Origin of the sequence: Streptomyces sp. NPDC088746 (assembly GCF_044751065.1) — a bacterium.
Classification (GTDB): Bacteria; Actinomycetota; Actinomycetes; order Streptomycetales; family Streptomycetaceae; genus Streptomyces.
The window spans coordinates 525,845-545,104 of the sequence record NZ_JBIVLA010000006.1 but is presented as its reverse complement, the minus strand read 5'-3'; the positions used below and the strand labels follow the sequence as shown (position 1 = coordinate 545,104).

General features: G+C 71.6%; 14 protein-coding genes. 6 read left to right on the top strand and 8 right to left on the bottom strand.

Annotated features, from left to right (window positions below; all coding sequences use genetic code 11):
• Positions 1-13: 13 nt before the first annotated feature.
• Positions 14-1,288 carry a beta-ketoacyl-[acyl-carrier-protein] synthase family protein gene (locus ACIP63_RS27420; protein ID WP_401520655.1) on the bottom strand — a complete coding sequence of 425 codons (1,275 nt, stop codon included), beginning with the start codon at positions 1,286-1,288 and terminating at the stop codon, positions 14-16.
• Positions 1,285-1,518, bottom strand: a complete 234-nt coding sequence (locus tag ACIP63_RS27415; protein WP_401520652.1) for an acyl carrier protein — start codon at positions 1,516-1,518, stop codon at positions 1,285-1,287. Before ACIP63_RS27415 ends, ACIP63_RS27420 begins: the two co-directional genes overlap by 4 nt.
• A 269-nt stretch (positions 1,519-1,787) precedes the next feature.
• Here ACIP63_RS27415 and ACIP63_RS27410 point away from each other — a divergent pair, with 269 nt between their 5' ends.
• The 5 genes from ACIP63_RS27410 to ACIP63_RS27390 all read left to right on the top strand — a co-directional run bounded on the left by ACIP63_RS27410 (position 1,788) and on the right by ACIP63_RS27390 (position 6,528).
• Positions 1,788-2,201, top strand: a complete 414-nt coding sequence (locus tag ACIP63_RS27410) for a nitroreductase family deazaflavin-dependent oxidoreductase (protein ID WP_393765478.1) — start codon at positions 1,788-1,790, stop codon at positions 2,199-2,201.
• 76 nt (positions 2,202-2,277) lie between these two features.
• Positions 2,278-3,009, top strand: a complete 732-nt coding sequence (locus ACIP63_RS27405; RefSeq protein WP_401520649.1) for a nitroreductase family protein — start codon at positions 2,278-2,280, stop codon at positions 3,007-3,009.
• A 212-nt stretch (positions 3,010-3,221) separates the two neighbouring features.
• Positions 3,222-4,766, top strand: coding sequence for a peptidoglycan-binding protein (locus tag ACIP63_RS27400; RefSeq protein ID WP_401520646.1), 1,545 nt, complete (start codon positions 3,222-3,224; stop codon positions 4,764-4,766).
• A gap of 164 nt (positions 4,767-4,930) precedes the next feature.
• Positions 4,931-5,356, top strand: coding sequence for a DUF3291 domain-containing protein (locus ACIP63_RS27395; RefSeq protein WP_401520644.1), 426 nt, complete (start codon positions 4,931-4,933; stop codon positions 5,354-5,356).
• Between the two features lie 338 nt (positions 5,357-5,694).
• A complete protein-coding gene (locus ACIP63_RS27390; RefSeq protein ID WP_401520642.1) occupies positions 5,695-6,528 on the top strand; it encodes a DUF3626 domain-containing protein in 834 nt (277 codons plus the stop codon).
• Positions 6,529-6,646: 118 nt separating this feature from the next.
• Here the strand turns inward: ACIP63_RS27390 and ACIP63_RS27385 are convergent, their stop codons facing one another.
• The 6 genes from ACIP63_RS27385 to ACIP63_RS27360 form a co-directional block, all read right to left on the bottom strand.
• A complete protein-coding gene (locus ACIP63_RS27385) occupies positions 6,647-10,294 on the bottom strand; it encodes a S8 family serine peptidase (RefSeq protein WP_401520743.1) in 3,648 nt (1,215 codons plus the stop codon).
• Positions 10,295-10,501: 207 nt separating this feature from the next.
• The gene (locus ACIP63_RS27380; RefSeq protein ID WP_401520639.1) at positions 10,502-11,641 is read right to left on the bottom strand and encodes an XdhC family protein; all 1,140 of its coding nucleotides are present in this window, start codon (positions 11,639-11,641) and stop codon (positions 10,502-10,504) included.
• Between the two features lie 42 nt (positions 11,642-11,683).
• Complete coding sequence (locus tag ACIP63_RS27375; RefSeq protein ID WP_401520636.1) at positions 11,684-13,141, bottom strand: NCS2 family permease; 1,458 nt, start codon at positions 13,139-13,141, stop codon at positions 11,684-11,686.
• 214 nt (positions 13,142-13,355) lie between these two features.
• On the bottom strand, positions 13,356-15,773 hold the full coding sequence (locus ACIP63_RS27370; protein WP_401520633.1) for a xanthine dehydrogenase family protein molybdopterin-binding subunit: 2,418 nt from the start codon (positions 15,771-15,773) through the stop codon (positions 13,356-13,358).
• 2 nt (positions 15,774-15,775) lie between these two features.
• The gene (locus tag ACIP63_RS27365) at positions 15,776-16,372 is read right to left on the bottom strand and encodes a (2Fe-2S)-binding protein (RefSeq protein WP_401520630.1); all 597 of its coding nucleotides are present in this window, start codon (positions 16,370-16,372) and stop codon (positions 15,776-15,778) included.
• 2 nt (positions 16,373-16,374) lie between these two features.
• Complete coding sequence (locus tag ACIP63_RS27360) at positions 16,375-17,265, bottom strand: xanthine dehydrogenase family protein subunit M (RefSeq protein ID WP_104784529.1); 891 nt, start codon at positions 17,263-17,265, stop codon at positions 16,375-16,377.
• A 270-nt stretch (positions 17,266-17,535) separates the two neighbouring features.
• On the opposite strand from ACIP63_RS27360, the gene ACIP63_RS27355 reads away from it, so the two are divergent.
• Positions 17,536-19,248, top strand: a complete 1,713-nt coding sequence (locus ACIP63_RS27355; RefSeq protein ID WP_401520628.1) for a PucR family transcriptional regulator — start codon at positions 17,536-17,538, stop codon at positions 19,246-19,248.
• The last annotated feature ends 12 nt before the right edge of the window (positions 19,249-19,260 follow it).

The following is a 19,260-nucleotide window of genomic DNA, read 5'->3' as shown; positions in this document are numbered from 1 at the left end:
TCCTCGCTTCCCGTCAGGCCCTGGTGAGCACGAGCGCCGCGTTGTGGCCGCCGAAGCCGAGCGAGGTCTTGACAGCGCACTCGAACACGGCGCGCCGGGCCTCCTTGCTCACCACCTCGACGGGGATCGCCGGGTCGGGGGCGTCGAGGTTGCCGGTTGGCGGGACGAGCTGGTGCTGGAGCGCCAGCACGGTCAGCGCGGTCTCGATGCCGCCCGCGGCGCCCAGGGTGTGCCCGGTCATGGCCTTCGTCGAGGTGACGAGGGGATGCTCGCCGAGTACGCGGCGCAGCATGGTCGCCTCGATGAGGTCGTTGGCGACGGTCGACGTCCCGTGGGCGTTGACGTGGCCGACGTCGAGGGCGTCGATGCCCGCGTCGGCGAGGGCGGTGCGCAGGGCCCGCTCGATGCCGAGGCCGTCGGGGTCGGGGGCGACGGCGGAGTGGGCGTCGCTGGAGGCCCCGTAACCGGCGACACGGGCGCGGACGGTGGCGCCCCGGGCCCGTGCGTGCTCCGGGTGCTCCATCACGAGGAGGCCGGCGCCCTCGCCGACGACGAAGCCGTCGCGGTGCGTGTCGAAGGGGCGGCAGGCGGCCTGGGGGTCGTCCCGGCGTGTGGAGACGGCCCGCATCTGGCAGGCGCTGGCGATCAGGAGCCGGGAGCGGACCGATTCGGCGCCACCCGCGACGACGATGTCGCAGGCGCCGGTGCGGAGCATCTGGTGGGCCGTGCCGATGGCCACGGTGCCGGAGGAGCAGGCCGTGGAGACCGCCTGGCTCGGGCCGTGCACGCCCAGGTCCATGGCGACGCTGCTGGCGGCGCCGTTGACGACGCTCAGCGGGGCGAGCTTCGGTGAGACGCGGCGTGCGCCGCGTTCGGTGAGGGTGGTGTGCTGCTCGTCGTAGAAGGGCAGGCCGCCGTGGGCGGAGCCGATGACGACGGCGACCCGTCCGCTGTCCCAGACCGAGGGGTCGAGCCCCGCGTCCGCGACGGCCTCACGGGCGGCGACGACGGCGAGCTGAGAGAAGCGGTCCATCAGCCGCTGCGCGGCCACGCCCAGTGCGGCCCTCGTGTCCAGGGCGTCGACGGTGTACATGAAGTCGCAGGGCAGCCCGTCGAGTTCCGGCAGGTGCGGTACGGAGGGGGCGACCGCCGTGTCGCACACGCCGCGCCAGGCCTCCTCGACCCCCACCCCCGCGGCGGTGACGAGGCCGACGCCGGTGACGGCGGCGCTGAACGGCTCGATGCCCGGCCGGGCGGACCTGCGTGCGAACGGCCCCCGGCGTGTCACGCGCCGGCCTTGGTGCGCACGGCCGCGACCAGACTTTCCACGGTGTCGCGTGACGACAGGACGACGTCCTCCAGGTCGATGTCCATCCGGTCCTCGATGAGGAGCCGGAGCTCCTCCAGGGCGAGCGAGTCCAGCCTCAGCTGCCTGAGCGGCACCTCGGGCCGGATGGCATCCGGATCGGTTCCGAACCTGGTGACGAGCAAGGCGCTGATCTCTTCCGAGGTGCTCATGGGACGCTCCTCCGCTCTCGGTACGCGGTGACGCCGGCCGCGTGGGGGGTGAGATGGCCATCGGGGACGCCGGCTGCTCGGAGGGACCCTTTATACGCCTCCACGGCCGCTGTTCCCGACCCCGTTCCCCCGTGAGGAGGGGGGACGGCCAGGTGTGCGATTCCGGCGCGCCGCGGCGGCGGGTGACAGGATGGGCACGGACGTACGGACACGAGGACCTGGCGGAGGACGAGGCAGCGGTGGAGACGGAGCGGAACGACGGTGGGGTCATGCCCAGCCCGGCCAAGTGGGTCGCGGCGCAGGCCGAGTTGTACGAGTCGTCGGGCGGCACGAAGGGCACCACGCAGCTCGGCGTGGACTGCCTGCTGCTGGACTACGTCGGCCGGCGCAGCGGCGCCGTGCGACGGACGGTGCTGATGTACGGGCGGGACGGCGACGACTGGCTGATCGTCGGTTCGAACGGCGGCTCGGACCGCCACCCCCTCTGGTACCTGAATCTGCTGGCCGATCCCGCCGTGGACGTACGGGTGGGCACGGAACGCTTCCCGGCCCTCGCCGAGACACTCTCCCCCGAGGAGAAGGAGCGGGTGTGGCCCCATCTGGTGGAGGTCTTCCCCCGGTACGCCGAGTACCGGGCGAAGACCTCCCGTGACATTCCCGTGGTCCGGCTCCGACGGCGCTGACCTGCGCGGGGCAAGGGAGGAAGGGGCGGCCAACGGGGCTGCCCGCGCCGGGCCTTGAGCCGTACACTCCGCGATCATGACCTTCGAAACGGTGTACGCCGACGCGCCCGCCCCCGACGGGCCCGCCCTCTTCCCGACCATGTCCACCATGCGCGCCATGCGCCGCCTCAAGCCGGACGCCGTCCCGGACGAGACGCTCGACCAGCTCATACAGGCCGCCGTCTGGGGACCGAGCGGCGGCAACATGCAGTGTTACGAGTACGTGGTCGTCACCGACCGCGCGGTGATGGCCGAGCTGGCCCCGCTCTGGAAGCGGTGCGTGGACGCCTACCTCGCGACGACCGGCAAGCACGCGCCGAAGGGCATGGACGACGCGGCGTACGGGCGGATGGTGGCGGCGATCGAGCACCAGCGCGACCACTTCGCGGACACGCCGGCGCTGATCATCCCCTGCTACACGTTCCCGGAGCCGGAGTTCGACGAGGAGGGCCTGGGGGTCTACGCCGAGTCGCTCGGCCCGGCGGGTCTCGAGCACATGGGGAACACGCAGACGCGCTTCCAGGCGCTCGCGGAGGGCTCCTGCGTCTATCCGGGTGTCCAGAACATCCTGCTCGCGGCGCGGGCGCTGGGGCTCGCGGCCAACCTCACCATCTGGCATCTGATGCTGGAGCAGGAGTGGAAGAAGGCCCTCGGGATCCCGTCGGACACGCACACCTTCGCCGCCATTCCCGTGGGGTGGCCCCAGGGCAACTTCGGGCCGGTGCGCCGCCGCCCGGTCGCCGACGTCATCCACCGGAACCGCTGGTAACGGCACCCGCGCCGTCACCCTCTGCGGGGGGTGACGGCCAGTCGGACGTCCGTCCGTGGTCGCCTCAACTCCATTGGAGTGAAAGGCATTTGGACACACGGAGGCGTCATTGTCATGCCCTTGACCGATGGATAGCCTGTGCGGACTCAGCGGCCCTCGGCGCACCCCCACGGGACCGGCGGCCCCCTCTCCCCCACAGACCTGGAGCAGGTATGCCCCGACGTCCCGCCGGCCACACCCGTGGCCGCGCAGCCGTTCTGGCCTCTCTCACCGTCACCGCACTCGTCGCCACGGGCCACCCGGCGGGCGCCGCTCCCGAGGCCACGGACCCGATGAACCGGGCCTTCGAGCAGGCGGCCGAGGAGTACGACGTACCGCGTGACCTGCTCGCCGCCGTCGGCTACGGCGAGACGCACCTGAACGGCCACTCCGGGCGCCCCAGCCAGGACAACGGCTACGGCGTCATGCACCTCGTGAGCAACCCCGTCAACCACTCCCTGGAGCAGGCCGCCGCGCTGACGGGCGAGTCCACGGCCGAGCTGCGCGAGGACACCGATGCCAACATCCTGGGCGGCGCGGCCGTGCTGCGGAGCCACGCCGACGCGCTCGGCCTGGACACGGCCGAACGGGCGGACATCGACGCCTGGTACCCGGCCGTGGCCCGCTACAGCGGCACCGACGGCGCCGTCGCCGCGCTCTACGCCGACACCGTCTACACCTTCCTGGCCCAGGGCCTGCGGGCCGCCGTCGCCGGGGGCGAACTCGTCACGGTCACCTCCCGCCCCGTCTCCCCCGAGAAGGGCCCCCTCGCGAAGGCCGACGTCACGGCCAAGAGCCCGGACTACCCCGCGGCGCTCTGGGTCGCCGCCAACTCCGCCAACTTCGCGGCAGGCCGCACGGCGGCGGTGGACAAGGTCGTCATCCACGTCACGCAGGGCTCGTACGCCGGGACCATCAGCTGGTTCCAGAACGCGACGTCGAAGGTCAGCTCCCACTACGTGGTCCGCTCCTCGGACGGCCAGATCACCCAGATGGTGCGCGACTCGGACACCGCCTACCACGCCAAGAGCGCCAACGCCTCGTCGCTCGGCATCGAGCACGAGGGGTTCGTCGACGACCCGTCGTGGTTCACCGACACGATGTACCGCTCCTCGGCCGCACTGACGACGTACCTGTGCGACCGGTACGGCATCCCCAAGGACCGGTCGCACGTCATCGGGCACAGCGAGGCCCCCGGCAACGACCACACCGACCCGGGCGCCAACTGGAACTGGACCTACTACATGCAGCTCGTCGGCGGCTCCGGCAGCGGGGCCGACGGACTGAGCTTCCCGTCCTACACGACCCAGAGGACGGGTTCGACGGGCACCCAGGTCAAGGCCGTCCAGACACTGCTCAACCAGCAGGGTTACGACGCGGGCACCGAGGACGGCATCTTCGGGACGAAGACGGAGAGCGCCGTGCGGTTGTTCCAGACCGCCCGCGGTCTGGACTCCGACGGGGCGGTCGGCCCGAAGACCTGGACCGCGCTGCTCTCGGCCGGCACGACGCCGACGCTCGTCACGGGCGCCTCGGGCGACGCGGTGAAGCGGCTCCAGCGGGCACTGACCGCCGCGCTGGGCAGAACCGTGGCCGTCGACGGGGCCTTCGGCACGAACACGGACAAGGCCGTCCGCGACTACCAGAGCACACGGAAGCTTTCGGTGGACGGCAGCGTCGGCCCGGACACCTGGAAGGCACTGCAGTCCGGACTCTGATCTCCGCCGCGCCTGAACTCCCGCCGCACCGGACTCCCGGCGCGGCGGGTGACCGGCGGCCCGGCCCGACATCGCGTACACGCATTCCGGTGGCGTTGGAGAGTGCCACTCTCTAACATAGGAAGCAGACAGCACCACTATCTATATCGAAGGTGAGTAGTGCGATGCCGACTCTTCCGTGGGTCACCCCCCAGCCGCCTCCGTCCGAAGGCACGACCGTGGTCATGGCCTCGCGCTTCGAGGTCCGTTCCCTGCTCGACGTGCCGCGTTTCTTCCTGAAGTCGATGGCCGCGTGGAAGCAGGTCCGCTCCGCGCCGGGCGCCTTCGGTGCCTCGCTCGTCGCCCAGCCGGGCAAGCGGGTGTTCTTCACGCTCTCGGCATGGGAGAGCCGCGACGCGCTCTACGCCTTCGCCAGGACGGAGCCGCACCGCTCCATCATGACCGCCCTCAAGCCCACGATGCGCTCCTCCACGTTCACCTTCTGGGAGGCGCCGGTCGGACAACTGCCGATCACGTGGGACGAGGCGAAGCGGCGCATCGAGGAACAGCGGGAGACGGACGCCACCGGCGTGGGAGAGGCGGCTTCCTGACGCCGCCCCGGCCGCCCGTGCACTCCGGAGCGCACCCGGCCGACGGGGGTGCGCCTTCCCCCGAACCACGCCCACGGACCAACCTGGGCTCTGTCGGCGTCCGGCCGACGGGACCCGGAGGGCGGTCGAACATGGCTCGTACGCAGTCGAAATGCGGGGCACTCACCCAGAAGGGCACACGTTGCCAACGGCTGGCGATGAAGGGCGCCTCCCGGTGCGACCGGCACCGGGGCGACTGGTCGGACTACACCGTGGCACGGCGCAAGGGGCGGTAGGAGCCGGCCCGCCGCCGGTGAACCCGTCTGCGCCCGTGGCCGGCGTCCGTGCAGAATGGGCCCATGAGCGCCGACCTGCCGCAGGCCTGGGCACGTGCCCTGCGACACGTGGCGTCACTGTCCGCAGGGCCGCCCCTGGACCCCTCCCTGCGCGTGACGCTGAATTTCCACCCCGACCGCGTCAGCGGCGGACGCACCGTCCTGGAGCGGCTCGCCGAGGACGGTGTGTACGTCTCCCAGTTCGTCACGGGCACGAGCAACGGCGGTCTCACCGCGCACCCGGGCGGTGACCGGTGGCGCTGGGAGAGCCGGATCTTCGGCGGCGCCTACGACGGCGCGAGCGCCCAGGAGCGGCCCGTCTACGGCGCGCTGAACTTCCGCCGCTCCCCGTACGGCGCGGCGCCCCGCTTCGGCTCCGCCCATCTCCGGCTGGGAGCGGCGGCGTTGGGGCGGTCCACGTTCTGCTACTCGGACAGTTTCATGGAGCCGGGCGACTTCGGCGTGGTGGCGACCGGCGGCCATGTCGTCGCGCTCGCCGCGGCCGACGACCGCGATGCCCTGGACGACTACGTCGAGGCCCAGGTACACCGGCCGGTCCGCCTCGTCCGGGATGTCGAGGCGGTCGTCCTGGACCCGTGTTACGCGGGTACGCAGACGGAGGCCGCGGCGAAGGCGCTGCCCTTCCCCGTGGAGTGGCACGGCGGATTCCAGCTGTCCGTCGACGAGTTGGCTCGGCATCCGGAGTACCGGGGCCCCGAGTACGTCGAGTTGGGCCGCGCTCTCGCCGTCGGCGGATTCCTCGATCCCCTGCTCCTCGGCGAGGCCGACCGCACCGGTGCGCACGATCCGCAGGACCTCAAGCGGGTGTGGCACCTACTGGCACGCTTCGGCCGGTGACGCCGGTCCATCAGCCGTCGTCCGGCGCACGCCGATACTGAGAACGAGGTGGTCCCGCGCTCCTCGCAGGAGCGCGGGACCACCTCGTCCAGGTTTCTCAGCAGGGGTGTTCAGGCGGTCACTTCAGGCCGAAGGCCTTGATGATCTCCTGCTCCACGGCGAGCCCGCCGGGGCCCTCGGCGCGGGCCTTGAGCGAGACGGAGTCCGCGTGCTTCGGGGCCCTGAACTTCGCCGTCCACTCGCCCGACGACCCCTTGCGCAGCTCGGTCTTGCTCCAGGTGCCGCCCTCGTCGTAGCTGACCGAGAGGGAAGCCTTCGTCGCCTTCACGGCGCCGTCCAGCCATGCCTGGGTTCCCGCGGACAGTCCGACCTCGATCTGGTGGCCGGCCTTCACGTCGCCCGCCAGGTCCGTGTCGACGTCGTAGTCGAGCTGGAGCAGCGGGATGTCGGTCTGCCCCACGCCCTCGGGCAGGGCGCCCGAGACGAAGTCCCACTCGGTGTGCGTCCGTGTGGAGGTCTTCCAGGTGGCCTCGTCGCGGGCCGAGTCGATGACCAGGCTGTACGGCAGCGCCTCCGCCGACAGGTCCCAGGCGTAACCGGCCCGGCCCGCCCCCTTCTTGATCAGGGTGCCGCCCTGGGAGAAGGCGTAGGTGGTGGTGTCGTACTCGTCGTCGGGCATCGCGCCGGAGTGGCCTTCGCCCGAGTCGGTCCACGGGGTGATGTTGAACTGGATGTCGTTGTACGACGTACGGAACGGCCCCCAGTAGCCGGTGCCCAGGCGGGGCGCCGTCACCGGGGCGAACCACTCGTCGTGGTACTTCCTGCCCGCCGAGTAGTCCTGCTCACCGCTGCGCATCTCCATCGCCGTGCCGGAGCCGTCGGCGCCCAGCACCGAGTGGTTCTCGTACCAGAAGGAGTCACCGGGCAGCGGGGTGACCCACTCCGTGCGGGTGCCGGGGAACTTCTCGTACTCCTCGAACCCGAGGCCCGGTCCGTAGTCCGGGATGTCGTAGCGGTATCCGGCGCCCAGGGTCGCCTTGTGGCCGTAGAAGGTGTTCTCGACCTTCGCGAGCTGACGGGCCGACGGGGCGAAGACCAGCGAGCGGTCCGGGATGGTGCCGTCGTGACGGTCCACCAGGTCGTAGACGTACGTGGCGAACTTCTTCTGGTCCACGGAGAGTTTGCTGCCGCGCTGCGCCGCCTTGATCAGCGTCGCACCCGCGATCCTCTGCACCGAGGCGACCGGGATGGTCGTCTGCTCGCCGTACGGCGCGTAGCTCTCCAGCGCGACTCCACGGCCGTCGTTGACGACGAAGAGCGCCTTCGCGCCCGCCGCGAGCGCGTTCGCCAGCCGCTCGACGGGCGGGACGGCATCGCTGCGGGTGACGACGACGGCCTTGCCCTTGACGCCGCGGCCCTTGTAGTCGGCCGCGGCGCCGTCGCCGGCGTAGACGCCGGTGAGCTTCTGCTCGCTGTCCTCGGCGACGACCGAGCCGTTCTGCACCGTGACGGGGATGTCGTGCCCGTCGGCCGTCAGGTCGAGCAGTTCCTCGCCCTGGCGCCAGCGGGTCAGGAAGCTGAAGCTGCCCTGGGTGACCTTCTTCGTGGGGCTCGCCCAGAGCTGGTCGTAGACGAGCGGGATCTGGTACGCGTCGCGCTGGACGGTGCCGTCCGGGGCGGTGCGTGCCATGTCGTACCGCAGCTGACGGGTCTCGGTCTCCTCGGGGGTGCGCACGGCGACCTTGCGGGCCTTCGACGCGTCCAGGGTGACCGTGGTGGGCCCGTCCAGGACGGTCTCGGGTGCCGCGAGGAAGGCGATGGCCTGGGAGTCCGCGCGGTCACCGTCGATGTCCGCGGAGGTCCAGGCGGTGTAGTTGCCCGGGGGCAGCCGCAGGGTGGTGTCACCCGGGACCGCCACGACGCCCAGGTCGGGGTCGCCGAGCTGGGCGATGACGACGTTGCCGTCCATCGGCTGACCGGAGTGGTCGCGCAGCCGGAGCGTCAGGTCGTAGAGCTCCTGCTCCTTGTTCAGGGCGAAGCCGGTGTGCGCGACGGTCGCGCCGGAAGCGTCGGTGGCGACGACCTGGCCGGAGAACTGGGTGTCGTTCGGGACCTCGGAGGGGTCCAGGGACAGCACCGCCTGGGCCGTGGAGCCTGCCGGGACGGTCAGCGTGGACGCGGAGAGCGTGTACGCCTTGGAGTCCGTGCCGGTCGCCAGGTTCAGCGTCACGTCGTCGTCACCCGTGTTGCGGTAGGTGATCGTACGCTCGGCGACCGGGTCGGACGCGGCGTGCGGCCAGTCGTACGACGCGACCTCGACGGAGCCGGTGGCCTCGATGGTCGTGTCGATCGCGGCCTTCACGTCGAGGCGGCCGGTGCCCTGCTCGTACGGCGTGTAGCCGGCCAGTTCCTCGGAGGAGCTCATCAGGGCGTTCTTGACGCGCTCGCCGGACCACTCCGGGTGACGCTGCTTCAGGATGGCGGCGGCGCCCGCGACATGCGGGGTGGCCATCGACGTACCGTCCATCGACTGGTACATGCCCTCGATGCCGGGCACCGACTGGGAGGCGGCGGCGTTGATGCCGACGCCGGGCGCGGACAGGTCCGGCTTCAGACCGTAGGAACGGACGAGCGGGCCCATGGAGGAGAAGTCGGCGCGGTTGTCGCTCTTGTCGACGGCGGCGACGGTGAGCGCGCTCGCGGCGGAACCGGGCGACCCGATGGTGCCCGCGCCGTACGCGTTGCCCGCGGCGATCACGAACAGCGGGCCGCCGTCGGCGGACAGCGCGTTCACGGCCTGTGCCATCGGGTCGGTGCCGTCGTCGGGGATGCTGGATCCGAGGCTCATGGAGACGACGTCGGCGCCTTCGGCCTTCGCCCACTCCATGGCCTCGATGATGCCGGAGTCCGCGCCGGACCCCTCGTCGCTCAGGACCTTGCCGACGATCAGGTCGGCGCCCGGGGCCACACCCTTGTTGACACCGTCCGACGCCGCGCCCGAACCCGCGATGGTGGAGGCGACGTGGGTGCCGTGGCCGTTCTTGTCGTCGACCTCCTCACCCGGGATGAAGCTCCTGGACTGCGTGACGCGGTCCTTGACGTCCGGGTGCGTCGCGTCGATACCGGTGTCGAGGACGGCGACCGTGGTGCCCTTGCCGTCGTAGCCGGTGGCCCAGGCCTGCGGGGCGTTGACCTGCGGCACGGAGTCCTTGAGCGCCGCCTCTGCCTTGCCGTCGAGCCACAGCTTGGCGATGCCGTTGTCCAGCGAACGGCTCTTCGCCGTACGGGAGATGTCGCTCCAGAAGGCGCGGGCGTCGTCCTTGTCGGTCTTCAGGGCAGCGCCGTTCACCGACTCGAGCCGGCGTACCGTCTCGCTGCCGCGCGGGGCTGCGGGCAGCGAACGCGCCCTGCTCGCGGGGTAGGTGGCGATCAGCGGGATGCCACCGGCACGCGCGTCGTCGTAACCCATCTCGACCAGTGTCGAGACGTTGAACAGCCGCCGGTCCAGCTTGTCGGCGGCGATGAGGGCGCTCGCCTCGTCGGGGATGACGAAGATGTCCTCCCCGGCCTGCTGCACATGCACGCCGCCCTGCGCACCGTCGGGGCGGTCGACGGTGACGGTGTCCTGGCCGCCCGCGCCGTCCGCGTAGTGGACCACGTCACCGGTGACCAGCGTGATGTCGTAGTCGCGGGCCTCGGAACCTCGGCGGTCCTCGGCGGTCGACGGCTTCGGGGCGGCGGTGGCGGAACCCGCTGCGGGAAGCATGACGCCGCTCACCAGGGCGACCGAGGTCGCTATGAGCAGAGCCCTGCGTCCCGCGCGAGCGGGTCTCGCCCGGCCGGAAACGGAGGAGAGGGAAAATGTCATGCAGCTGATCTATCGGTAAATCCTGGGCTGCGGACGGCTTCTCCCCTGGCGTGAAACCGCCGTGGCGGCAACCCGCCCACCGTGGTCACCTGCCGATGGTCCGGATCAGGCCACCGAGGCCAGCGGGGCGCCGCTCTCGTGGTGGATCGGGGTGTGTGCGCCCTTCAGCGGCAGGCCGCTGCCGCCCCGGCGCACCGCGACGATCTCGGCGGCGATGGACAGGGCCGTCTCCTCCGGCGTACGGGCTCCGAGGTCCAGCCCGATCGGCGAGTGGAGCGCGGCCAGCCGACGCTCACTGACACCGGCCTCGCGCAGCCGCTCGTTGCGCTCCAGGTGGGTGCGGCGCGAGCCCATCGCGCCGACGTAGGCGACCGGCAGCCGCAGGGCCAGTTCCAGCAGCGGGATGTCGAACTTGGCGTCGTGCGTGAGGACGCAGAGCACCGTGCGCGCGTCCACCTCGGTGGCGGCGAGATAGCGGTGCGGCCAGTCGACGACGATCTCGTCGGCGTCCGGAAAGCGGGCCGCCGTGGCGAAGACGGGGCGGGCGTCGCAGACGGTGACGCGGTACCCGAGGAAACGCCCGGCCCGCACCAGGGCGGCGGCGAAGTCGATGGCCCCGAAGACGATCATCCGGGGCGGCGGGACGCTCGATTCGACGAGCAGGGTGACCGGGCTGCCGCAGCGGGAGCCCTCGGCGCCGATGACGATCTCTCCCGTACGGCCCGCGTCGAGCATCGCGCGGGCCTCGGCACCGGCCGTACGGTCCAGCTCGGGATGTCCGCCGAGCCCGCCCTCGCGGGTGCCGTCGGGGTGCACCAGCAGAGGGCGGCCGAGGAGGTCGTCCGGCCCTTCGGTGACGCGGGCGACCGCGGCCGCCCGGCCCTCCGCCGCGGCGGCGAACGCGGCGGCGAACACCGGGCGCGCGGGGTCGTCCGCGCGCACCGGTGTCACCAGGATGTCGATGACGCCGCCGCAGGTCAGGCCGACCGCGAAGGCGTCGTCGTCGCTGTAGCCGAAGCGCTCGCGCACGGTGGTGCCGTCCTCGAGCGCCTGCCGGCACAGCTCGTACACCGCGCCCTCCACACACCCGCCGGAGACCGATCCGATGGCGGTGCCGTCGCTGTCCACGGCGAGGGCGGCGCCCGGCTGCCGGGGCGCGCTGCCGCCGACGGCCACCACGGTGGCCACGGCGAACGCGCGTCCCTGCCCGACCCACCGGTGGAGCTCTTCGGCGATGTCCAGCATGGCGTGTCTCCTTCTGACTGAGGTGAGGGGCGCGGCGGGGGGTCAGCTGACGCCCAGCCAGCTCTCGATGGGGTGCAGGGCGAAGTACACGATGAAGACGAGCGTCAGGACCCACATGAAGACGCCGACCTCACGGGCCCTGCCCTGGGCGAGCTTGATGGCGGAGTACGAGATGACACCCGCGGCGACACCGGTGGTGATGGTGTACGTGAACGGCATCAGGACCACGGTGAGGAAGACCGGTACGGCCACCGAGCGGTCCGCCCAGTCCACGTGCCGGGCGTTCTGCATCATCATGGCGCCGATGACGACCAGGGCGGCGGCGGCCACCTCGGCCGGCACGATCGCGGTGAGGGGGGTGAAGAAGAGGCAGGCCGCGAAGAAGAGCCCGGTGACGACGGAGGCGAGACCGGTACGGGCGCCCTCGCCGACCCCGGTCGCCGACTCGACGAACACGGTCTGGCCGGAGCCTCCGGCGACACCGCCGATCGCCCCGCCCGCGCCGTCGATGAACAGCGCCTTCGACAGACCGGGCATCCGGCCCTTGTCGTCGGCGAGGTTCGCCTCGGTGGCCACCCCGATGATGGTGGCCATGGCGTCGAAGAAGCCCGCCAGCACCAGAGTGAAGACGATCATGCCGACCGTCAGCACCCCGACGTCACCCCAGCCGCCGAACTCGACGTCGCCGAAGAGCGAGAAGTCCGGTGAGGAGACGGCACTGCCGCTCAGCTCGGGTGGGCCGCTGCTCCAGGCCTTGGGGTCGATGTCACCGACGGCGTTGACGACGATCGCGATGACGGTTCCGACGACGATGCCGATGAGGATCGCCCCGGGGACGTTCCGGGCCTGCAGCATGAAGATGAGCAGCAGGGTCACGGCGAAGATGAGCACCGGCCACCCGGTGAGCGCTCCCGTGGGGCCGAGCGACAGCGGGGTCGCCACTCCCTGGTGGACGAACCCGGCCTTGACGAGGCCGATGAGCGCGATGAAGAGGCCGATCCCGATGGTGATGCCGTGCTTCAGGGCGAGCGGGATGGCGTTCATGATCATCTCGCGGAGCCCGGTGACCACCAGGAGGCAGATGATCACCCCGTAGATCACACACATGCCCATGGCCTGTGGCCAGGTCATGGCCGGTGCGACCTGCGAGGCGAGCACCCCGGAGACGCTCAGTCCCGCCGCGAGCGCGAGGGGGACCTTGCCGACGAAGCCCATCAGCAGGGTGGTGGCCGCCGCCGCGAGCGCAGTGGCGGTGATCAGCCCGGACTGGCCGAGGAGCTGGCCGTCGACGTCCTTGCCGCCCAGGATGAGCGGATTGAGCAGGAGGATGTACGCCATGGCCATGAAGGTCGTGACGCCGCCGCGCACCTCGCGCGCGACGGTCGATCCCCGTTCGGATATGTGGAAGTACCGGTCGAGCCAGGACCGTCCGGCGGGGACACGCGAGCCGGGGCCCGCGTCCTCCGCGCCTGTCCTGGGTTCCACGGACTGCTGGGTCATGTTGCCTGACTCCCAAGGTTCACAGGGGCACCCGCGTGGAGCTCTGGAGACTGCGGGATTTGGGATGACTGCGAGGCGCACGACCCGGGGGACGGCCCGAGACGAACTCTTCGTGCAGATGGAGCGGTTGTGCCATGGCTCCGGACGGTGCGCGGCGCGGGGAAGTGTGACGTTCACGGCAGGCGCGCACCGCCCGGAGGGTCTTGAGGAGCCGTCAGCTGCCGGTGATGTGCTCGGGGCGCACCGGCGTCCTGTTCAGTTCCAGTCCCGTCGCGTTCCGGATCGCCGCGAGGACGGCCGGGGTGGACGAGAGGGTCGGGGCCTCGCCGATGCCGCGCAGCCCGTACGGGGCGTGGTCGTCGGCGAGTTCGAGCACGTCGACCGGGATGGTCGGGGTGTCGAGGATGGTGGGGATCAGGTAGTCGGTGAAGGAGGGGTTGCGTACCTTCGCCGTCTTCGGGTCGACGATGATCTCCTCCATGACGGCGACACCCAGCCCTTGAGTGGTGCCGCCCTGGATCTGGCCGACGACCGACAGCGGGTTGAGCGCCTTGCCGACGTCCTGGGCGCACGCGAGCTCGATGACCTTGACCAGGCCGAGCTCGGTGTCGACCTCCACGACCGCGCGGTGCGCGGCGAAGGAGTACTGGACATGGCCGTTGCCCTGTCCGGTGCGCAGGTCGAAGGGTTCGGTGGGCCGGTGGCGCCACTCCAGCTCGACGTCGACCGCTTCGTCCTCCAGCACGTCGGCCAGCGAGGCGAGCACCTCGCCGCCGTCGGTGACGACCTTGCCGCCTTCGAGGAGGAGTTCGGCGGTGGCCCAGGCGGGGTGGTACGTACCGAACTTGCGGCGGCCGATCTCCAGGACCTGTTCCCGGACGGCCTCGCAGGAGTTCTTCACCGCACCACCGGTGACGTACGTCTGCCGTGAGGCGGAGGTGGAGCCGGCCGAGCCGACCTGGGTGTCCGCCGGGTGGATGGTCACCTGGTTGACGCCCAGTTCGGTACGGGCGATCTGGGCGTGGACGGTGACCCCGCCCTGTCCGACCTCCGCCATCGCGGTGTGCACGGTGGCGACCGGTTCGCCGTTGATGACCTCCATCCGCACCCGGGCGGTGGAGTAGTCGTCGAAGCCCTCGGAGAAGCCGACGTTCTTCAGCCCGACGGCGTAACCGACGCCGCGCACCACACCCTCGCCGTGGGTCGTGTTGGACAGCCCGCCGGGAAGGGCGCGTACGTCGACGGAGCTGCCCTCCGCGTCGGCCGAGAGCCACTGCTGCTCGGGCGGCAGGGGCCTCGCCTTGACGCGGCGGAGCAGTTCGGCGACCGGAGCCGGCGAGTCGACGCGCTGGCCGGTGGGGAGCAGGGAGCCCTGCTCCATGGCGTTCAGCTGCCGGAGTTCGACGGGGTCCATGTCCAGCGCGGCGGCCAGCTTGTCCATCTGCGCCTCGTAGGCGAAGCACGCCTGGACCGCGCCGAAGCCGCGCATGGCACCGCAGGGCGGGTTGTTGGAGTAGAGGGCGATCGCCTCGATGTCGACGTCCTCGACGACGTACGGTCCGACGGCGAGCGAGGAGGCGTTGCCGACGACGGCCGGGGACGCGGAGGCGTAGGCGCCGCCGTCCAGCACGATCCGGCACTTCATGTGGGTGAGCTTGCCGTCCTTGGTGGCCCCGTGCTCGTAGTGGAGCTTCGCGGGGTGGCGGTGGACGTGCCCGAAGAAGGACTCGAAGCGGTTGTAGACCATCTTGACGGGCTTGCCGGTGCGCAGCGCCAGCAGGCAGGCGTGGATCTGCATCGACAGGTCCTCGCGTCCGCCGAAGGCGCCGCCGACGCCGGAGAGCGTCATGCGGACCTTCTCCTCGGGGAGGCCGAGGACGGGGGCGATCTGCTTGAGGTCGGAGTGCAGCCACTGGGTCGCGACGTAGAGCTCCACGCCGCCGTCCTCGGACGGCACGGCGAGGCCGGACTCCGGGCCGAGGAAGGCCTGGTCCTGCATGCCGAAGACGTAGTCGCCGGTGACGATCACGTCGGCCCGGGCGGCGGCCGCGTCCGCGTCACCGCGGACGATGGGCTGGCGGTGGACGATGTTGGGGTGCGGGACGTGCCCGATGTGGTGGTCGTCGCGGCCCTCGTGGACCAGGATCGCGCCGGGGGCCGTCGCGGACGCCTCGTCCGTGATCACGGGGAGTTCGGCGTAGTCGATCCTGATCTTGGCGGCGGCTCGGCGCGCGGTCTCGGGGTGGTCGGCGGCGACGAGGGCCACGGGTTCGCCGTGGTGGCGGACCTTGCCGTGGGCGAGCACGGGGGTGTCCTGGATCTCCAGCCCGTAGTTCTTCATCGCCGCGGGCAGGTCGTCGTAGGTCAGGACGGCGTACACGCCGGGGGTGGCGACGGCCTCGCCGATGTCGATGGAGCGGATCTCGGCGTGGGCGACGGTGGAGCGGAGCGTGTGGCCCCACAGCATGTCCTCGTGCCACATGTCGGAGGAGTACGCGAACTCACCCGTGACCTTGAGCGTGCCGTCGGGGCGCAGGGTGGACTCGCCGATGCCGCCCCGGGTCTCGGAGCCCTGGGTGATCCTGGTGGGGGTGCCGGCCGGTACGGACGCGGCTCGTGGGTGCAGCGTCATGGCTATCGGACCGCCTCTTCCTGACGGGCGGCCGCGAGGCGGACCGCGTCGAGGATCTTCTCGTAACCGGTGCACCGGCAGAGGTTCCCGGAGAGCGCCTCGCGGATGTCCTGGTCGGACGGGGAGGGCTGCTTCTCGAGCAGCTCGTCGGCGGCGACCAGCAGACCGGGGGTGCAGAACCCGCACTGGACGGCGCCCGCGTCGATGAACGCCTGCTGGACCGGGGAGAGTTCCTCCGCCTCGGCGCTCTGCCCGTCGGTGGGCCTGGCCTGCCACCGCTGGGCGGCGTCCAGTGAGGTGCCGCAGGTGCCGGCGGCGCAGCCGGTGCCGGGGTGGGCGTCGTCGCGGTGCCTCGCGTAGTCCGCCAGGCCCTCGACGGTGACGATCTCGCGGCCCTCCGCCTGGCCGGCGGCGACGAGACAGGAACAGACCGGCACACCGTCGAGGCGCACCGTGCAGGAGCCGCACTCGCCCTGCTCGCAGGCGTTCTTGGAGCCGGGGAGGCCCATGCGCTCGCGCAGGACGTACAGGAGGGACTCGCCCTCCCAGACGTCGTCGGCTTCCTGCTTCCGGCCGTTGACCGTGAAATTCACTCGCATGGTTAAGCAGCTCCTTCGAGGGTGCGTCCCGCTCCGCGGTACTGCTCCCAGGTCCAGCCCAGCGTGCGGCGGGCCATGATGCCGACCGCGTGCCTGCGGTAGGCGGCGGTGCCCCGTACGTCGTCGATGGGGTTGCAGGCCCCGGCGGCGAGCTGGGCGAACTGCTTGGCCACGGAAGGGGTGATGATCTTTCCGCTCTCCCAGAACCCGCCCTCCTCCAGCGCGGCGTTCAGGAACGCCTCCGCCTCCTTCGCCCGGACCGGGGTCGGGGCGGCGGAGCCGATGCCGGTGCGCACGGTCCGGGTCTCCGGGTGGAGCGCGAGGCCGAAGGCGCAGACGGCGATGACCATCGCGTTGCGGGTGCCGACCTTGGAGTACTGCTGCGGGCCGTCGGCCTTCTTGATGTGGACGGCCCGGATCAGCTCGTCCGGGGCGAGGGCGTTGCGCTTGACGCCGGTGTAGAAGTCGTCGATCGGGATCATCCGCGTCCCCCGTACGGACGCGGCTTCGACCTCGGCTCCCGCGGCGAGCAGCGCCGGGTGGGCGTCGCCGGCGGGCGAGGCGGTGCCCAGGTTGCCGCCGACGCCGCCCCGGTTGCGGATCTGCGGCGAGGCGACGGTGTGCGAGGCGAGGGCGAGACCGGGCAGCTCGGCCCGCAGGTGGTCCATGACGGCGCTGTACGGCACGGAGGCGCCGAGGCGTACGGCGTCAGGGCCCACCTGCCACTCGGACAGCTCACCGATGCGGTTGAGGTCCATGAGGTACTCGGGCCGCCGGTGGTCGAAGTTGATCTCGACCATCACGTCGGTTCCACCCGCGATGGGCACAGCCGTCGGGTGCTCGGCCTTGGCGGCGAGCGCCTCCTCCCAGCTGGCGGGGCGAAGGAAGTCCATGAGTGGCTCTCTTCTTCTCAATCGGGTCGTTCGGCTGGGCTGGGGACGGCCGGCCCGGGAAAGGTCGTTCATGTGTTGTTCACGCGGTGTGTGGCCCAGTACACAAGCCTTGCTCCACTCGGTGCAGTCACCGAAACCATGAAGGAATTGGCTGGTCCCCGTCCCGGTCTTGTAGATTCGAACGAATGGCGGGTATCGGTAACCTCACCGCAATTCACAGGTGACCTCCGCCCTCCCCCGCACCAACGAAGAGATCGGCGGCAATCGACGATGCGGCTGCGCGCACTGCTGGACACCGAGGTACTGGGCCTGCGGCTGCTCGGCGGCGAGGACGAGCTGGACCGTTCGGTCCGGGGCGTCATGACGACCGACCTGCGCGACCCCAGCCGTTATCTCTCCGGCGGTGAGCTGGTCCTCACGGGTCTGGCGTGGCGCCGGGACGCGTCGGACACGGAACCGTTCGTACGGATCCTGGCGAACGCGGGCGTGGCCGGCCTGGCGGCGGGTGAGGCGGAGCTCGGGGCCGTCCCCGACGATCTGGTCGAGGCGTGTCTGCGGCACCGGCTCCCGCTGTTCGCGGTCGACGAGACGGTTGCGTTCGCGACGATCACCGAGCACGTGGTGCGCCAGGTATCCGGGGAGCGTGCCGGTGACCTCGCCGCGGTCGTCGACCGCCACCGCAGGCTCATGACCTCGGGCCCCGCGGGTGGCGGCCCCGAGGTGGTCCTCGACCTGCTCACCTCCGACCTGGACCTGCGCGCCTGGGTCCTGTCCCCGACGGGCCGGCAGATCGCCGGGGCCGGTGAGCCCCTGCCCCCGCGCGTCGGCGCGGAGCTGGCGGGCCGGCATCTGGCGGCGACCCGCACCGGACGCCCGGGGCCGCACCGCGCCGAGGTGGAGGGCACCGCCTACTCGCTGTTCCCGATCCGGAACACCGGCCGGGGAGCCCTGCCCGCCCCGTCCCGCGATGTGCGCGAGTCCGTGCTCTCGGACTGGCTGCTGGCTGTGGCGGCGGACTCCGGCGACTGGCCTGCGGCCCGCCTGGACCTGCTTCAGGGCGTCACCCAGCTGATCGCCGTCGAACGGGACCGCCGCGACGCCGCCCGCGCGGTACGCCGCAGGCTGGCCCAGGAGGTTTTGGAGCTGGTCCAGACGGGCGCCGCCCCGGCCGAGATCGCGGCGAGGCTGCGGGTGGCCGCCCCGGTCCTGCTGCCGGGCCTCGGCGCGGCGCCGCACTGGCAGGTCGTGGTGGCCCGCGTCGAGTGGTCGGCCGAGGGTACGGAGCCGGCGGGCGGCCAGGCCGCTCAGGCCCTGCTGGAGGAGATCCTGGTCGACCCGGCGGTGACGGGCCCCGACTCGGCGGACCGGATCGCCGTGGCGCACACCGGTGAGGAGGCCATCGCCCTCGTACCGCTGACGGCGCTTCCGCCGGCGGCCGACGGGTCCGAGGCGTCCGGGGACTCCGAGGACCGGGAGCACCACGCCACCGCGCTCCACGCCGACGCCCTGCTCGACACCGTCCGCGCGCCGCTCTCGGCCGGCCTCGCGGACGACGGGCGCCTGACACTGGGTGTCAGCGCCGCCGTGCATTCCGCCGAGGGGCTGCGCGGAGCGCTGGAGGAGGCCCGGCACGCCCGCCGGGTCGCCGCGGCCCGGCCGGGCCCGGTCTGCGCGGCGGGCCACCACGAGCTCGCCTCGCACGTCCTGCTGCTGCCCTTCGTCCCGGACGACGTGCGCCGCGCCTTCACCGCCCGGCTCCTCGACCCGCTGCGCGACTACGACCGGCGGCACCGCGCGGAGCTGATCGAGACGCTGGAGGCCTTCCTGGACTGCGACGGGTCCTGGACACGCTGCGCGGCCCGGCTGCACCTGCACGTCAACACACTGCGCTATCGCGTCGGACGTATCGAGCAGTTGACGGGACGTGACCTTTCGCGCCTGGAGGACAAGCTCGACTTCTTCCTCGCCCTGCGTATGAGCTGACTTCGCGCGTGT

Excerpts from the sequence above, each read along its gene's own strand:
- ACIP63_RS27410 (WP_393765478.1), top strand. The coding sequence starts at position 1,788 with ATGCCCAGCCCGGCCAAGTGGGTCGCGGCGCAGGCCGAGTTGTACGAG.
- ACIP63_RS27375 (WP_401520636.1), bottom strand. The coding sequence starts at position 13,141 with ATGACCCAGCAGTCCGTGGAACCCAGGACAGGCGCGGAGGACGCGGGC.
- ACIP63_RS27385 (WP_401520743.1), bottom strand. The coding sequence starts at position 10,294 with ATGCTTCCCGCAGCGGGTTCCGCCACCGCCGCCCCGAAGCCGTCGACC.
- ACIP63_RS27365 (WP_401520630.1), bottom strand. The coding sequence starts at position 16,372 with ATGCGAGTGAATTTCACGGTCAACGGCCGGAAGCAGGAAGCCGACGAC.
- ACIP63_RS27355 (WP_401520628.1), top strand. The coding sequence starts at position 17,536 with ATGCGGCTGCGCGCACTGCTGGACACCGAGGTACTGGGCCTGCGGCTG.
- ACIP63_RS27360 (WP_104784529.1), bottom strand. The coding sequence starts at position 17,265 with ATGGACTTCCTTCGCCCCGCCAGCTGGGAGGAGGCGCTCGCCGCCAAG.
- ACIP63_RS27400 (WP_401520646.1), top strand. The coding sequence starts at position 3,222 with ATGCCCCGACGTCCCGCCGGCCACACCCGTGGCCGCGCAGCCGTTCTG.
- ACIP63_RS27380 (WP_401520639.1), bottom strand. The coding sequence starts at position 11,641 with ATGCTGGACATCGCCGAAGAGCTCCACCGGTGGGTCGGGCAGGGACGC.
- ACIP63_RS27395 (WP_401520644.1), top strand. The coding sequence starts at position 4,931 with ATGCCGACTCTTCCGTGGGTCACCCCCCAGCCGCCTCCGTCCGAAGGC.
- ACIP63_RS27405 (WP_401520649.1), top strand. The coding sequence starts at position 2,278 with ATGACCTTCGAAACGGTGTACGCCGACGCGCCCGCCCCCGACGGGCCC.
- ACIP63_RS27390 (WP_401520642.1), top strand. The coding sequence starts at position 5,695 with ATGAGCGCCGACCTGCCGCAGGCCTGGGCACGTGCCCTGCGACACGTG.
- ACIP63_RS27370 (WP_401520633.1), bottom strand. The coding sequence starts at position 15,773 with ATGACGCTGCACCCACGAGCCGCGTCCGTACCGGCCGGCACCCCCACC.
- ACIP63_RS27415 (WP_401520652.1), bottom strand. The coding sequence starts at position 1,518 with ATGAGCACCTCGGAAGAGATCAGCGCCTTGCTCGTCACCAGGTTCGGA.